Below are 16081 nucleotides of genomic sequence, written 5' to 3'. Positions count from 1 at the left end.
ACCCTGTCAACCCCGCCGGAGCACCCTGCCCCGCCGCCGTTCCTTCAGCACCTCCCGGCTTGCTCCCTGCAAACCGTCGCTGGTCCCTAGCGAGCCGACCATTATACCGGGCTGGGATGACCTGGCAACAACTGTGTCAACGCGACCGCCCCACCTCCCTGCACCGCAACGCGTCGTCGTCCCTGCCGCGCGCCTCCCACACCGCCGCTTCCCTCAGCGAGCCGCGCATTCTACCGAATCGGGGCGCGCGGTCAAGCGAGCGGTGTTAGGGAATCACAGTCGCGTGGCGGTCCAAGACCTCGTTGCCGGCCGTGAACCCTGGCCGGACGGGGCAGTCGCCCAGTGCCGTCAAGATCAGCGCTACTTGATCGCTCCCGCGCGCGCGGGCGGGCACAGGAGCGGGCGCTGCGCGGCCAGTAACCAGACGGCGTGTGGAGCGCCCGCACTACCCCCGCCGGAGCGTCACTGCCGTCAAGTCAAGCGCCACAGCCCAAGCGCCTGGAGTCCAGGGCTTCAGTCTTGGAGCGCGCCAAGGCCGGACTATAAGTCCGAGTGGCCCCGCCCGTAACAGCCTGCGAATGCCGAGCGATAACAATCCGGCCCGTCACCGGCAGTTCGTACCGTTCGTCGGCTAAAATGTACCGGTTGTGATATTCTGGGACGCTGGTGTGCTGTAGCGCTTCGGACAGATTAGCAGTTCGTGTCCGGTCGCCATCGCGGGCATTCTTGGGACATCTGCCTACACCGCCGCAACGGTTCGCCAACTGTCACCCTGTAGTCGACCGGTCCCGCCGCACCTGAAATCCCGTGGTCACCTATGCAACACACTGAAAACCTGAATGTCATCGCCTTCGACCCCATGCCGTCCCCGCGCGAGATCCTGGGTGCCGCGCCCATAACCGAACGGGCCGCGGCGACCGTCGTGACGGGCCGCGCCACCCTGGAAGCCATCCTGGACAGACGCGACCCGCGCCTTTTTGTCATCGTCGGCCCCTGTTCCATCCACGACCCGGTCGCCGGTCTCGACTATGCGCAGCGCCTGAAGGGCCTGGCCGACGAGGTGGCCGACACCCTGGTCCTGGTCATCCGGGTATACTTTGAAAAGCCCCGCACGACCACCGGGTGGAAGGGTTTCATCAACGATCCCGACCTGAATGATACCTTTCGCATCGCCGAGGGGATGGAGCGGGCGCGGCGCTTCTTACTGGCCGTGACCGAACTCGGATTACCCGCCGCCACCGAGGCGCTCGACCCCATCACCCCCCAGTATCTCGGAGACCTGATCTCCTGGACCGCGATCGGCGCACGTACCTCCGAATCACAGACCCACCGGGAGATGTCCTCCGGCCTCTCGACCCCGGTGGGCTTCAAGAACGGCACCGATGGCTGCATCGACAATGCGATCAATGCAATTGTCTCCGCGTCCCGGCCCCATAGCTTTCTGGGCATCAATGCCCAGGGTCAGTCGAGTATCGTACGCACCCGCGGCAATCGCTACGGGCACCTGGTGCTGCGCGGCGGCGGGACCAGACCCAACTACGACACCGTCAGTGTCGCCATGGCGGAACAGGCGCTGGTCAAGGCCAAGTTGCCGGCCAACCTGGTCATTGACTGCTCCCACGCCAACAGCTCCAAACGGCCGGAGCTCCAACCGTTGGTCATGCAGGATTGTGTCAATCAGATTCGGGGCGGAAGCCGCTCGATCATCGGCGTGATGATCGAGAGTTTCATCGAGGCTGGAAATCAACCGATACCGGCCGACATATCGCAACTGCGCTATGGCTGCTCCATCACCGACGCGTGTGTTGACTGGCCAACAACCCAGCAGATGATTCGCCAGGCGCGGGCGGCCCTGCGCGAACCCCTGGCCGACCGCGCCAAGGTCTAGGAACTGTTTCCTAACAAGTTACCAAGCTTTCCCTATATAAAAGTTTAGGTGTAGGCTAAAATCACTTGAAAAATATGAATATATGTGGCATCATAGGGTTGGTCACCTGCGTCTGTGTTTTCGTAAGTGACTGATTTATAACTATAATATCCCTCGGGTTAGCGGGTAACGGGGCCCATGGCATTTGCGACTATTTTGTCACCGTCGGTTTTACGACACTGACGACTGCGCGCGGAAGCTAACGTATTTTTCTGCAATTCCATCGCGCTCGCGTGGAACCATAATACGCCGTATATCACCCGATCAGAAGAACCGAGGTTTCAAATGATGACACCCATCACTTTCGCGTCGCCACGCTGTGGTGAGCAACTCCCCGTCTTTGACCGGTTCGTCTGCATTCTCGCGGACACGGCGGCGGCCCGCAGGCTCCATCATCAGGTGCGGTTCAAGGTGTTTTGCGAGGACACCGGCTTTGAAAATCCAGACGCCTTTCCAATGCAGGCGGAGCATGACCGGTATGACCCCTACGCCCGGCATTTCATTGTCTGGGATCGGCAGCAGCGGCAATGCGCCGGGGCCATGCGGTTGGTGGATGCCTCCCGCACCAGGCTGCCGAGTGAGGAACTCGTCGGCACTCCGCTGCGCGGGCTCGCTGAGCGGCGGCCCCACGCGGTGGAATTCTCCCGCCTGTGCATCCTCAAAGATTACCGTCAGACGGTCCAGGCCGAGCAATACGGGTGGTATCAGCCCGCGGGGCAATCCGCGAGTGACGGCTACGGCGCACTGTTCAGACAATTCGATAACGATGTATTCCTGCGGCTGTTGCGCGCGAGTCTCGCGTGGAGCCCCGATATCCGCTACTGCTATTTCATTGTCACCGCGGCCTTGTCCCGGGTGTTGACCCGGTTTGGGATTGCGTTGACCCGCGTCGGTCGTGAGATCGAGCACCGCGGGACGCGGATTCCGTTTCGCTATGATGTCGAGCAAGCAGACCTGGGAATGCGAGAGACCTTGGCCTCCTTCGCGGCCATCGCCGCGACCAGCCCGGCGTATCTGAGCGCTTCGGAATTTTTCAGCGGCGACAGCGACATTTTCAGCGGCGACAGCGACAGCGCGGTCGCTGCTGCCCCCTTTCACCAGGCACCGGTCGCGATCAGCCCGAGCGCGTTGTCGGCCTGAACTGCGACCTGCGGTGGTCGAATGTGTGACGCGGTGCACAGAATTTTGGTCCCTCGTGTTCGATGCTGCGGGCATCTTTTGCGCGCATCGAGCGGAGGAAGAAAGCAATGGAGCGAGAGGCCTGCTGCAACTGCCTTCACGACAGTCACGGATGGGGCGACATGGGCACCGGGACCCCGTGCCCCGGCCAATGCCGCTGTCCGACGCCGGGATTCCCCTGGCACCTGTACCGCCGTTACGGTCGGTTCGGGGAGGTGATGCCCCACTTTTGCGGTCACTATCAGCCCCGGGACGCGGGCCGCTGTCCGGCCTGCGGTGGCCCGCTGGGGCCATTGGATCGCCTTCAACACTGGGCCTGCGGGGTCTTTGCGGTGCTTCCCTGCTGCTCATCGGCCTGTCGTGCGATCCTCCAACGTCGGTTCGACGCCGAATGTGATGCCATAGCCCCGCCGACCTCGGGGCCGGGCGGCCAACCGTCGGTGACCCGTCACTAGGGACCGCGCCCGTACGCTCGGGGCACTCATCCCGCGAGCACCCGCCCGTAACTGCCCGGCGTGGCGGGCCAGTTGATGATTGCCGGCCGCAGCGGCTTCCTCAACGGTAACGAACGGCGACGGGATTCCGAGCAAGAGCATCTGGATGCGACCCCCGGGGACTAGTATGACTTGACCCACGCGGCAGCACAGTGGACGATAATGGGTCGCGCGATATCAGCGGCCTGGCGTTCAGACCAGGGCCGCGGTCACCATCCCATGGAGTAACCGATGCTTGAGAAACCCCTGCTACGCCGAACTCCTCTGACCCTCCTCGTTACGTCTTTGGCGCTACTGAGCGGCGGCAGCCAAGCGGCTGCCCAGACAGCCGATCAGTATCTCGAGCGTGCCGCGAATCTGGAGAAACAAGGGGCATGGTCCGCCGCACTCATTGAGACCAAGAACGCGGTTCAGAGCGAGCCCGCGAGTCTTGATGCTCGCCTCAAGCTGGCGCTAATCCACCTCAAGAATGGGAACGGGGTGGAGGCCGAGCATGAGTTGACGCGGGCGCTGGACCTGGGCGCCGACGCGGGGGCCATCATGGTTCCGCTGGGCGAGGCGCTGCTGCTTCAAGGAGACTACCAGCGGCTCCTCGACAAGGTCACGCCGGAGGCCTTGGGCAATCCCCAGAGTCCGGATCTGGCCCGGATTCTGCGGCTGCGAGGCGATGCCATGCTGATGCTGGGCCGGGGGGCGGAAGGCTGCGAAATCTACACGCAGTCCAAGGGGCTGGACTCGGGCTATGCCCCCACCTACCGCGGTCTGGCACAATGCGCCCTGGCGGCAAACAACCGCGACGAGGCGCGGGCGCTGCTCGACGAGGCATTGCGCCTGGATGCCGGCGACCAGCGAACCTGGATCGCGCTCGGCAACCTCAACTGGTCCGAAGGCAAGCTGCAGCCGGCCGCGGACGCCTATTCGAATGCATTGAAGATCGATCCGAGCAGGCTCGACGCACTGTTCTATCGGGCCCAGATCCAGGTCCTCAGCAAACGTCCGTCTGAGGCCGCCGCGGATCGCGACCTGATGAAAGGGGTTGATCCGCGTTATTTCGGGGTGCCCTTTATCGACGCGCTCTTATCCTACGAGGCGCAAGAACCGGACAAGGCCAGGGAGTCGCTGCGCCAGGTACTCGAGGTCAATCCGGGCTTCGCGCCCGCCCGGCTGCTGTCTGCGCTGCTGAGCCACAGCGCGGGGAACTATCAAGAGGCAGCCGATTCCTTGCGCGCCCACCTGCGACAGGCCCCGCAAGATCAGACCGCCGGCACGTTGCTCGCGGCAACCTACCTGAGGCTCCAAGACCCGAAGGGCGCCATGGACCTGATGGCGCCTCGCCTCCAAGCGGGCACGGCGGACCCAGCGGTGTTGATCATCGCCGGTGAGGCCCAGTTGCGCGGCGAGGGCGCTGCCGCAGCCCTACCACTCTTTGAACAGGCAGAAAAGCAGGCCCCCGATAACGCGGCGATTCGCACACGGGTCGGAGAGACTCGCCTGGCCGCCGGGGACGAGGCCGAAGGGATCAAGGATCTCGAGGCCGCCTCCGCACTCGACCCCAAGGACCAGCGGGCGGATCTCGTCCTTGCCTACCGCTACCTGAAGCACAAGCAGTTCGATAAGGCGCTGAAGGCATTGACAGTCCTGGAACAGAAGGTACCTGATAACCCGGGTACCCATAATCTGAAGGGTCTGGCGTACCAGGGTAAGGGTGACACCCTGAGGGCCCGCGAGAGCTTTGAAAAGGCCCTCGCCTTGCGGCCGAGCCTCGTCTCCGCTGCGATGCGCCTGGCGCAGATGGACCTAGCCGCGAACGATCTCAAGGCCGCCAAGGGTCGCTACGCGTCAGTGCTGGAGCATGACGCCAACAGCATCCCCGCGATGGTTGGGCTGGCAGAACTCGCCGAACGGGAAGGCGACATGCCAGCCTATCAGGATTGGCTGACACGCGCGGCAGCGGTTAGCCCGGCGGCCTTGGTCCCGCGGATACTGCTCGCAAAGTACTATGCGGGCAAGGCGGATATGGATCCCGCCCTGTCTGTTGCACAGGCCGCCGTCGCGGGTAGACCAACCAGCGCGGACGCCTGGGAACTGCTCGGTGACATCCAGATGCTGGCCAAACAGCCCCAAAACGCGAGCGCCAGTTATAAGAAACTCGCGGTGATCGCCCCGAAGTCGGCCGCCGCCTATACTAAGCTGGGACGTGCGGAAGCGGCGCTTGGCAACAAAAACGGCGCCCGCGTCGCCTTGCGCCAGGCGCTCGAACTCAAACCCGATGACACTGATGCCTTGCTGGCATTGCATGAAATCGAGGACCGCGACGGCAATGCCGGGGAAGTCAAACGGATCGCCCAGAAACTCAAGGCCCTCGGCGTAAACCTTTCCGCCAGCGGCGCGCCTGTCGCCAATCGCGTGCGGGTGACTATTTCGGGCGCCACCGGCCCCGCCGACAGCTACAAGCCAGCAATCGCCAAGGCCAGGAGCAGCCTCGCCGCGGTCGAGCAGCACCGCTCGTCACTGAAATCGACGGATGCGCAGCATGCGGATGACCAACTGCTCGCCTGGCTTGCGAAAAATCCGGCCGACCTGATCGCCCGATCCTATCTGGCCGAGAGCTATCTGCGGCGACAACGCGAGGGCGACGCCATCAAGCAATACGAGGACCTGTTGACCCATGCGCCTGATGACCAATCAGCCCTCAACAATCTCGCAGTACTCTATCAGCGCGCCGGCGATCCCCGCGCCCTGGCGACGGCGCGGAAGGTCCATTCGCTCGACCCCAAGAAGGCCGCCTACGCCGACACGCTCGGGTGGATCCTGGTCCAGCAGGGCGAGAACGCCGAGGGGCTGAAGCTGTTGGAACAGGCGACTCGCGGTAAGAAGATAGGCCCGGAGACTCGGCTCCACTACGTGCACGCCTTGGCGATCGCGGGTCGAACAACCCAGGCGCACCAAGAATTAGGCAAGCTCGGAGAGGTGCCGCTTGACCCGGAGCTTGAGCGCCTGCGGCGACAAGTGATCGAGAAATTGCGTTAGCCGGTGACGGCTTAGCGGTCCATGGCGGGGCCGCCACCCGTGGCTCCTTAGTCTCAAGCCCCGGGGTACCTGCCCCCATCCCCAGGTGAAAAAAAAAGACGCCCCCCGGTTCAGGGGCGTCTTTCATTGGCAAGGCGGTCGATTCAGCGGGGCACGCCGGCAATATCGACCAGAGGGCCCAGATTAGAGGCTACGGGCTCACGCCGGCCGACGACGCGCGCTCCGACGCAGGCCCAGCAGACCAGCACCCAAGAGCGCCAGTGTCGCCGGTACGGGCACCGTCTTCTCCAGATCGATGTCGGACGTAGCGACAATGCCGTCCGCCACCAGGCCCGCATAGTTTTGCCTGAGACCACTGGGGCTCGCACCGCCGCCCTTGAGGGGGCCGGAGACGAGCATGTCAACGAAACCGGTGGGACTGACGCTCTCCTTGGACGCGTAGGCGTTCTCCTTAAGGGTTTGCCCCGTGTTGTTTACCATGATATCGAGACCCCCGTTGAAGTCACCGATTGTCGTCGTTACGGGAGCGTCCAAGACCTCGTTCAGGTCTGCATACAGACCACTTGTAAGGATTGCCTCCCAATAGACGTCGGGATCACCGCCAAAGCCGTCGACCTCCCACAGGGCGCCATCGGTCGCCTGGCCGAGACACTGCGCCATGGTGGTGCAACTCAACCCGCTAGTCGCGATGAGGCCGGCGCTGATGTTCAGATCCGGGGTGGGATCGAGGTACATGGCAATCATCGCACCAGCGCCGGTGACGCCGGTCGCACCGATGGTGAAGGCGCTGCCCAGAAGACTCGAGATGGCGTTATTCAGGCCGCCCTGAAAGGGTTGAAACGTGATGCCGAGCGGGCTGCCGCCAGGAATGGGTCCGACGGCCTCAATGACTGAAATACCGGTCAACTCGTCTGGTAGGATCGGAATTCCCGCGGAGGTCGGCAACTCGAACACCGCTACCAGTACGTCGCCGGGGTTGATTCCTGTCGGGCGGCCAGAGATGTCCTTGGCAACGAGCGTCCAAGTGGCTGGATCGCTAGTGGGCTTATTTACCGTGTACACACCATCGAGGTTGTCGTCCTCAAACACCGTCGAGGAGCCGGGAGGCGCCCAAGTGATACCGGCCAGCGTCGGTCCGGCCAATGCCAAGGCAACTGCGGCGAACGCAATCTTTAGCTTTGTCTTCATCGTATTTCTCCTGGAGGTCATGAAACGTCTGCTCAGACGACGACTGTTCGCCGCTTGATCAGGATATAAGCACATTTCGGGCCAAAGTTTTCGCTCAACACTTAACACCATGATCTAGATAGTTATTCTCGCATGGACAGGGAAAACACAGTGACCACTGAGGCGTCGACAGGGAAAAAGTGTTAAATTTTCTGACACTCCAGTCGCCGCCGTGACGCGTGTCCGACGCCGCTTGCCTGTCGAGCAGCGGGTAACGCTAAACCGGCAATCTGCGCCTGATGAGCGCCCTCTTGATCCGTTGAAGGGGCCCCCGCATCCCGAACCGGTAGCGTGTCAGGCGATACCGGTGGAGCAAGGCGTCGAACTGCGCCACCGTCGGCACCGCGACCTTGGGTGCCTTGCCCAACAGTACGTTCGCGACCTCCGCCGACATGACCCCGGCGATGATGAAGGGCGCGGCACCGAGCGAGGGCAACTGCCGACCCGCGAAGGTGATCACGTCCTTGTTCAGATACTCCATCATGTAGGGACGCGGGCTGATCCCCGCGATCAAGGACACCACCAGTTCGCGTTCCGGCATCCCGGCCTTGAAGCCGAAATAGTCCTCGAAGGACATCCCCTGGGGATCGAACGCCAGCAGGGTGAAGCCGAATCCCAGCGGCGGGGCGGTGAGGACCCAGAGGCCCTTGGCGCGGGCCCGCGCGTAGAGCAGGAAACGCTCGGGAAAACAGTAGAAGTCCAGCGAATCCACCACGATGTCGACACCGTCGAGAAAGGCGTCGATCGTCTCCGGGGAAACCCCGCCACCCAACCGACGGATGTCCGCCTCCGGATTGATCCCCAGCACGATCTCCGCGGCGACCTCCTCCTTGGAGCGGCCGATGGTGCTCATGGTGGCCCCGATCTGCCGATTGAAGTTGATCAGCTCAAAGGTATCGGGGTCGGCCAGCGAGAACTTGCCGATCCCCAGGCGCGCCAGGGCATGGACCTGGGCACCGCCGGTGCCGCCCAACCCGGCGACGGCGACCCGCGCCTCGCGCAGCCTGGTCTGCTCCTGGGGAGACAGAAACCCCTTGTTTCTGAAAAAGGCGGTATCGTAGTCGAAGGCGACCGGGCTCTGGATCTCTGGCGCTTGCATCGCGTATCCTGCTGTTGTAATCGATCGGATTTGAAGGCTTATCAGGTTTTCTTCGGGCCTGACGAATCCTGTTGTTCCGGTTGACCCTGTCTGATTACTCGCCGCCTGGTGTAGGGCTGGACGCCGGCGCCAGAGGCGAGGTCTGGTTAGTCGCAGCCGCAGCCTCGCTAAGCGCGGCGGGTCCCGACGATGATGCCGTGGTTCAAGGGCAAACCGGTCACGCGCTTGACCTCGGCGAAGCCCGCCTGATGCATCGCCTGCTCATAGTCGGACCAACTGTGGAGTTCCCCCTCCCCGGTCGCAATCGCCAGAAAATAGGGAGAGCCGAGCGCGGTGCTCAGGGGGCCGGACCGGTCATCGTCGCCCATCATGTTGAACAGTAACACACTACCACCGGGTTCCACCGCCGCCGCACAGATCCGGAGCAGTTGCAGGTTGCGCTCCATCGACCAGATGGTGAACATGTGACAGAACAGGATGGCATCGATTCCGCACGGGAAGGGGTCGGTCCAGAAGTCGCCCGGATGCGTGAACACCCGGTCCGCCAGACCGGCGGCCGCGACGTTGCGAGCCGCGATCTCGCACACGGAGGGCGATTCAAAGATGGTCACCTTGAGATCCGGGTAATGCCGGGCGATGGCGATGGCATTGGTCCCATCGCCCCCGCCGGCGTCCACCAGGTGAGAAAAACGGCTGAAATCGTAGCCGGCAAGCAGGTGCCGGTTCGCCTGGTTCGACAGGGCACTCATCGCATCCTGAAAGACCTGCTCCAACGCCGGGTGGGCCACCAGCCGCTGATAAAGTGTTGTGCCCTCCCCTGGAAAGCGCGCGAGACCAAGGTTGGTCCCGGCCCGCAGCGATTCCAGAAAGTCCTGCAAACCGGGATAGACGATATGGGCCTGCCACCCCAGCACCGGCGTGAAGGACTCCGGCTGCCCGGAGACCAGGAGCCGCTCCGTCAAGTCCGCATTGAAGTAGGCGTCGCCGCGTTTCTCCACGACGCCTAGTGCCGTCAGTCCGACCAGCAACACCCGACAGGGATACTCGGCAAGACCCAGCGCCTCACCGATTGCGCCAGGCGACAGCCCGGGAGAACCGCAGAGCGTGTCATACAGCTTCAGCTCCGCGCCCGCCCACAGGAGTTGGAAGGCACTGTGACCTTGGGCAATCAGCGCAAGCCGCTCGAGATCGAAGACCGTCTTGTTGCTCATTATCCGCACCTCATTTACACAGAACGCTAGAAGCAAAGACCTGCGCTATCGGCAGCCGCCTGGATCGCGGCACCTGGGCGGCGGTACGCCCGACTCTCAGGAGTACGGCCGGCTGAAGATCGCCGTCACGGAACACCGTTCGGCTGGAGCCCGCCAGCGCGTTGACCGGCGCGACATGGGCCGGCGGCAGCCTGCCCGTGTCGCGGCGATACAGTTGATCCGAAAGAACGAAATAGGGGTGCACCGCAATCCCCTGGTGATTCAGCAACAGCCAGATCCGCTCCAGGAGCCGGCCGGCAGACAGCATGTCGGGCGTGCCCCAGGTCGGCGCCATCACCGCCAGCACCGCACCGCAGTGGGCGACGGAGAGGGCTTCAACCTTCGCCAGCAGCTTATAGGCGCCCAGCTTGTTCAAGACCGACATCCTGCGCCAGTCGGCGATCAGTCGCATCAGTAACCTGCCGCCAGGGGGAAGCCCCAAGGTCGCAACGTCTAACCCGTCCCCCTGCGCGGCCTGCGACTCCGACAGACGCAAGCTTGCGACCAGCCAGCGATGGATCTCGGCATTCTGGAATCTCGCTTGGGATGCGGCCTCGATCAAGCCGGCGATGCAAGCGATCTGCGCGGGTGCGCTGAATACCCTCACCTGGGCCTTGCCTTCCCGGGACTCCTGCAGTTCGTCCAGCAAGGTGGAAGGGAGCGGATCGCGGGAAAACGGGACCCGACTGGTATGCCGAGCGGTGAAGTACGAGGTGTCGGCCGCGTCTGGCACTGACTCCCCGCCAGCGGCCGAAATCCTCAAAAAGGCGTCGTGGTCGCCCCCCGGGAACTGCATCTGCGCGGGGGGAAGGCCTGCGCGAGTCGCCGCCTGGACCAGATTCTCCAGGCAGGCGCCCATGGCGAGCAAGACGGCCGGGTGGTCCGCGCCCAGTCCCGCCTGAGCGCGCGCCGCATCGAGGGCGAGCGTCAATGCAGTCCCGTCCCAAGAGAAGTTCCAGGGTTGTCCGTTATCCGCTGAAGGGGCGCTCGATCCGGCGGCGACCAGGTAGGAGACCCAGGTTGGCAGGGCTTCCCGGGGATCGGCGCGATCGGGGCGGTGCTGTGTTTCACTCATGATGGATCCTCGGGGGCCGCGCATTTAGTCGTCAACCGATCGTGAATCCAGGCATATACCTCCTGTAACTCCCCCGTCAGGTTCCGGACGAAGTCGCGGGTGTCGGTCAGGTAGACGGCACGGATGCCGTGATGATCCAGATCCCTGCCCATACGTCGGAAGGTCATGCCGGAACGTTGGAGCAGGCGGGGGAGAAACGGCTCCATCACCGCGAACATGTAGGGGCGCCCCAGTAGCTCGGCCATTGCGGTGCCCGCCAACATGAGCGCAACCGAGATGAGTGGAAAGGTGCGTCGTTCGCCAACCTCGACAGTCAGCGCGTTGATTCCGCCGAAGCGGGTCAGCCTCTCACCGGAGCGGCGCCGGAAGGCACCGTCGACGGCGAAGCGGGAGGCTTCGCACAGTTGGCGGCGAGCCGCTGTCATTGCGGCCATGGCCGCGCGATCGAGACTGGCGGCGCAGCTCTGCTCGTAGGGCATCGGGTGGGGCGCCTCATTGACGGTTGCGGGGCAGATGCGGACGCACCCCGCAGACTGGCCGGATCTGGTATGGGTAATCAGGCAGTGCGACGCAACACCGTCGAAGTCGTCGGTCTCCATCCGTTGAGAAAAGCGCGCGGCGGGCTCATAGCCGAATTCCTCACAATAAACATGGTAACGTATCTTGAACGTTTCCTGTCGATCAGAGAGCGCAGTCGCAAGGCGAATCGAGAAAAAATTACGGAAATCTTTGAGTGGGTTGTCACCTTCACTATTCATTGAGCAAGACCCCTATTGGGATGGCCGATAGCGTTAACCGCAAAAATTAAGAGTGGTTTCGCAAGCGATGCCATCTCAATCCATACTGGCACCCCGTATGGAAATAGTGATGCCGGTCCCGGAGAAGGTCGTGCGCGCTGGATGCGCTGAAGATGGCCATTCAGTTCACCTTGGACCCCGGCCCACGGGGTCCGCAACACTCAATCCATCTACGGCAGTGACGCACTCCGGATGGTCCGTGCGTGGGAACGCGCAAGGCGCTCAAGCTCCACTGCAAGCAGGTACTTGAAGAACAGGTATCCCTGTTCGGGATGATCGTCCAGATAGACCATCAGCATAGCCCCGTTGATTTCGATGACGCGGGCAGCGGCGAGTGCACGTACGGTCGCAATGCTCGCGTAGTCACCGATTAGCGAAGACTCACCGAACACGTCCTCGGCGGTCAGTTCGGCGAGGCAGACCTCGACGGTCGACTGGTCCTGCAACTGAGCCCGACCCAACACCGCAAAGCGGCCCCCTTCAACGACGAACAAGGATCGACCGACCTCACCCTCGACCACCAGGGATTCACCGGCAGCGATGCTAAGTCGATTCCAGGCAACCCCTTCTCCGAGTCTCGAACTGCGCAGGAGGCTTTGAAGAAAGCTCAGGAACATGATGTCACTCGGCTGCGATTGTGCTGTGCTGGTCGAAAAGACCCCGGGAACCCGCGCTGGAAAGGAAAAAATGTCTTTTAATTTAACGCCTTGATCGTCAACCCAAGCACCCCGCGGGCGACCCTCGCCGCAGCCGGATGGCCGCACGGATGAGTGATCGAAGTTGTGTCAAGGCCGACGGGCAGCTACGACAGACTACCAGCCCGCTCCCGACCCGCCTCCACTACGATCTTAGACTATCTCCAACGGCGCTGTCGAATCAATCGTTTTGACGCGCGGGGTTCCCAACGGTTCGGATCGACCGTCAAGATGCACGGCAACCCTTCGTTTCGTGTCCAGGTTCGCCTCGCGACGCTGAGCGCCTGGTCTTGGATGTGACTTCCAGCAACCCGACTATGGTACTTTTGTACATGCAGGACGGTGCCGACTTCGTCCTTTTGGTGCTTCCGCACATTTCAACCATGCCCCGGACAGGTTACGACGTTATCGCCAAGCGCAGCGCACCGACAGGCCCGGCGGTGAATTACCTCCACGCATCCTGATCACGTCCCGCAAGCGCGCATCGAAGGATACCCCGACGGAGTCAGCCTCGCAGTGACCAAGCGATTCGTTTCCTCGCTCATGGATGCCTCCACCTTGCTCTGCCAGCGTCAGACGCTGGTGGAGGGGCTGCGCGACTTGGCGCAGATGACCGCACGGTCCTTGAAGGCACAGCGCTGTTCGGTGATGTTGGTCGATGAGGGAAACGACGAGACAGGCCCAAGCCTGCGGGTCTACTCCCATTGGGGAGACCTGCCGGCGGCGGCCTACCAGCACCCGGCGCCGCTGGACCAGGGCATTGCCGGGTATGTGCTCAGAACCAGGCAACCACTCCTGATCGAGGATATACGCCGATCTGAATTCTCCGGAATCGCCCGTCAGGACCCTGACGCAAGTCCCTGCCTGCTGGCGGCGCCGATCCAGATCGCCAGCGAGGTCATCGGCGTCATCAACCTCAGCGGGCCCTTGAATCGCATCAGCTTCAGCGCCCGCGACCTCCAACTACTCGAGGTTTTTTCGCTCGTGGTCGGCCAAGCCATCCATGTTTTTCAGTTGCAGAAGCTCGCGGAGTCACACCTGCTGCAGATGGCTGAAATCCTGCGGCAACGCGAGGCGATCACCAGGAACGGCGTACACCCCATCAGCCCGGACCCCGGTCGCTTGACCAAGATGGTGGCAAAAAACTTCTATCGCGAACTCTCGGCAGCAGGCTTCGGCCCTAACGATATCATTTCCGTTGCCTCCGAGGTCCTTGCACAACTGAACGAAAACATCTCTAAACACCGCACGCGCAGGGAGCGGGAGCGTTCCCGTTCCGAGCCCCAGGGGACAGCCGATTAAGCCAGGACGCACGGCCTGGGTTAAGATGCGGCCGACCCCTGGCGGTCGCGGCAGCGGCCGGCAGTACCCACACGCAAGACCAACGCGGTGAGCGCACCGCAGGGGCCACGCCATGACCATCTTTGAGCGCAACATCGGCGTCATCACCGCGCCGCAGCAGGAAACCCTGCGACGATCACGGGTCACCGTCATCGGTCTGGGGGGCTTGGGCGGGGTCATCGCCGAGGTCTCGGTGCGCTCCGGGGTTGGGCAACTGGTGCTCGTGGATTTCGACACCTTCGACCGGTCCAATCTCAACCGCCAGGTCTTCGCCTTCCAGGACACCGTCGGACGCCCGAAGACCGAGGTGACGCTGGAGTTTCTGCGCCGGATCAACCCGGGGCTGGAGGCGGTCCTCGCCGCGACGGTGAACGAGGACAACGCAGCAGCCCTGCTCGCCGGATCGGACGCGATTGTCCTGGCCGCGGACGACGCCGTGCCCTGCATCATCGCCAGTCGCTTCGCCCGCACTGCCGGCATCCCCGTGATCGAGGGCTGGGCCATCCCCTTCTGTAACGCCCGCGTCTTCACCGCGGACACGCCAACGCTGGAGGAATGCTACGGCTTCCCGCCGCTCCCCCAGCCCCTGGGCATCCTCTCCGCCGAGACCCGAACGGCCTTAACGCAGTGCATGTTGGCGTCCTTGACCAAGATCGAGGGCGTGGCCGACTATTATTCACCCGCCGCCCAGGAACGCATCCGGGCCGGATTCATCCCCTCCTTCGCCCCCCTGGTCTGGTTCGCGGCGGTGCGGATGGCGGTGGAGACGGTGAAGGTCCTGCTGCGGCTCGGCACCCTGAGCCTCGCCCCCGCCTTCTCGCCCTATGACCCGATCAATCACCGTCTGCCCGCCCAGGAGGGCTGATCATGGCCATCATCAACGCCCATGTGCACCTGATCGACCTCCCGAGCGTGCTCGCGAAAACCGGGCCCGACTTCATCGACTACTTAAAGCAGATCCCCGCCTTCGCCGACCTCGACATGGCGGCCTATCCCTACGAATTGCGCGAGTTGGTGACGCCCAAGATCGTCGAGCGCGTCGGTGCCCACAAGTGGCTCTTCGGCACTGACTTCCCGATGCCCTACGAGGGTCAGACCCACCGGATGGCGGATTTCGTCGAGGTAGTAAACGGCCTCCCCCTTGACCGACACGGTTAAACAGGGCATGTTTTCCGGCAACCTGGAATGAATCCTGGCCACCGCTTGAGCGAGACCCGACCATGACCGACCCCGACCTCCCCCGCTTCGATCCGGAGCAGGCCGTGCTCGGTGCCTTCCAGGCAGCGCTGCGCTCCCCCCACTATGCCGAACTGGTGCGCGCCGCCGGTCTCGATCCGGCGGCGGTCGGCTCCTTGGCGAGATGGTTACGATCTGCTCGACACCGCCTTTGCGCTGCGCTACCAGGTCTATTGCGAGGAGCGCGGCTTTCTCGACCCCACTCAATACCCGGCGCACATCGAAAGTGATGCCTATGACGAGACCTCGGTGCATTTCATCGGCCGCCATCGCTTCCGCTACACGGCGGCCGGCACGGCGCGCCTGGTCCTGCCCTCGCACCAGGGATTCCCGCTGCAAACCCACTGCGACTTCAACCGGGAATTTTCCTTTATCCAGGAACCCGGGCATCCCGCCCTGCGCGACTACGCCGAGATCTCACGGCTGGCGGTCTCCAAGTTCTTCCGGCAACGCACCGACGATACCGCCTACGGCGGCCCGCCGCGCCCGGAGACCGTCAGCGAGGGCCAAAGCGTGGCGGCCGGACTGGGCTTGAGCCCGGATGACGCGGGTCCCGAGATCGTTTCCGGGCTGTTCAAGAGCATGTATCACCAGCAATTCCCGGCGAACACTCATTCGATGCGCTACCATAGCAATCATCTTGACTCAAATTTCTGTCGGCCAAGAAGAACTCTCAGCACAATCGGCTGCTGAAAACTAGGGTAGTAATTTTGGGCGCTGAAAAACTCTTT

General features: G+C 63.0%; 13 protein-coding genes. 7 read left to right on the top strand and 6 right to left on the bottom strand.

Annotated features, from left to right (window positions below; genetic code table 11):
• Positions 1–817 precede the first annotated feature (817 nt).
• From QZY48_RS32330 to prsT, 3 genes are all read left to right on the top strand, one after another.
• The gene (locus tag QZY48_RS32330; protein ID WP_295438500.1) at positions 818–1888 is read left to right on the top strand and encodes a 3-deoxy-7-phosphoheptulonate synthase; all 1071 of its coding nucleotides are present in this window, start codon (positions 818–820) and stop codon (positions 1886–1888) included.
• A 327-nt stretch (positions 1889–2215) separates the two neighbouring features.
• A complete protein-coding gene (locus QZY48_RS32325; protein ID WP_295438496.1) occupies positions 2216–3067 on the top strand; it encodes a PEP-CTERM/exosortase system-associated acyltransferase in 852 nt (283 codons plus the stop codon).
• A 764-nt stretch (positions 3068–3831) separates the two neighbouring features.
• On the top strand, positions 3832–6630 hold the full coding sequence (gene prsT / locus QZY48_RS32320) for an XrtA/PEP-CTERM system TPR-repeat protein PrsT (protein ID WP_295438494.1): 2799 nt from the start codon (positions 3832–3834) through the stop codon (positions 6628–6630).
• A 198-nt stretch (positions 6631–6828) separates the two neighbouring features.
• Here the strand turns inward: prsT and QZY48_RS32315 are convergent, their stop codons facing one another.
• From QZY48_RS32315 to QZY48_RS32290, 6 genes are all read right to left on the bottom strand, one after another.
• The gene (locus tag QZY48_RS32315; RefSeq protein WP_295438490.1) at positions 6829–7818 is read right to left on the bottom strand and encodes a PEP-CTERM sorting domain-containing protein; all 990 of its coding nucleotides are present in this window, start codon (positions 7816–7818) and stop codon (positions 6829–6831) included.
• Positions 7819–8074: 256 nt separating this feature from the next.
• The gene (locus tag QZY48_RS32310) at positions 8075–8956 is read right to left on the bottom strand and encodes a ThiF family adenylyltransferase (protein ID WP_295438488.1); all 882 of its coding nucleotides are present in this window, start codon (positions 8954–8956) and stop codon (positions 8075–8077) included.
• Between the two features lie 167 nt (positions 8957–9123).
• Positions 9124–10167 (bottom strand): methyltransferase, encoded by a 1044-nt coding sequence (locus QZY48_RS32305; protein WP_295438485.1) that lies wholly within the window; start codon positions 10165–10167, stop codon positions 9124–9126.
• Positions 10168–10177: 10 nt separating this feature from the next.
• Positions 10178–11137: a hypothetical protein gene (locus QZY48_RS32300; RefSeq protein ID WP_295438482.1), complete on the bottom strand. Its 960-nt coding sequence runs from the start codon at positions 11135–11137 to the stop codon at positions 10178–10180.
• Between the two features lie 140 nt (positions 11138–11277).
• Complete coding sequence (locus QZY48_RS32295) at positions 11278–12039, bottom strand: PEP-CTERM/exosortase system-associated acyltransferase (RefSeq protein ID WP_295438478.1); 762 nt, start codon at positions 12037–12039, stop codon at positions 11278–11280.
• A 209-nt stretch (positions 12040–12248) separates the two neighbouring features.
• Positions 12249–12695 carry a cyclic nucleotide-binding domain-containing protein gene (locus QZY48_RS32290; RefSeq protein WP_295438476.1) on the bottom strand — a complete coding sequence of 149 codons (447 nt, stop codon included), beginning with the start codon at positions 12693–12695 and terminating at the stop codon, positions 12249–12251.
• 594 nt (positions 12696–13289) lie between these two features.
• Between QZY48_RS32290 and QZY48_RS32285 the strand changes: the two genes are divergently transcribed.
• The 4 genes from QZY48_RS32285 to QZY48_RS32270 all read left to right on the top strand — a co-directional run bounded on the left by QZY48_RS32285 (position 13290) and on the right by QZY48_RS32270 (position 16043).
• Entirely contained in the window at positions 13290–14075 is a 786-nt protein-coding gene (locus tag QZY48_RS32285) for a GAF domain-containing protein (protein ID WP_295438474.1), read from the top strand.
• A gap of 112 nt (positions 14076–14187) precedes the next feature.
• The gene (locus QZY48_RS32280; protein ID WP_295438472.1) at positions 14188–14979 is read left to right on the top strand and encodes a ThiF family adenylyltransferase; all 792 of its coding nucleotides are present in this window, start codon (positions 14188–14190) and stop codon (positions 14977–14979) included.
• A 2-nt stretch (positions 14980–14981) separates the two neighbouring features.
• A complete protein-coding gene (locus QZY48_RS32275) occupies positions 14982–15272 on the top strand; it encodes a hypothetical protein (RefSeq protein WP_295438469.1) in 291 nt (96 codons plus the stop codon).
• 144 nt (positions 15273–15416) lie between these two features.
• Positions 15417–16043 (top strand): GNAT family N-acyltransferase, encoded by a 627-nt coding sequence (locus tag QZY48_RS32270; RefSeq protein ID WP_295438466.1) that lies wholly within the window; start codon positions 15417–15419, stop codon positions 16041–16043.
• Positions 16044–16081 lie beyond the last annotated feature (38 nt).

Source organism: uncultured Thiodictyon sp. (genome assembly GCF_903828115.1).
Classification (GTDB): Bacteria; Pseudomonadota; Gammaproteobacteria; order Chromatiales; family Chromatiaceae; genus Thiodictyon.
This window is presented reverse-complemented; position numbering and strand designations above follow the sequence as displayed.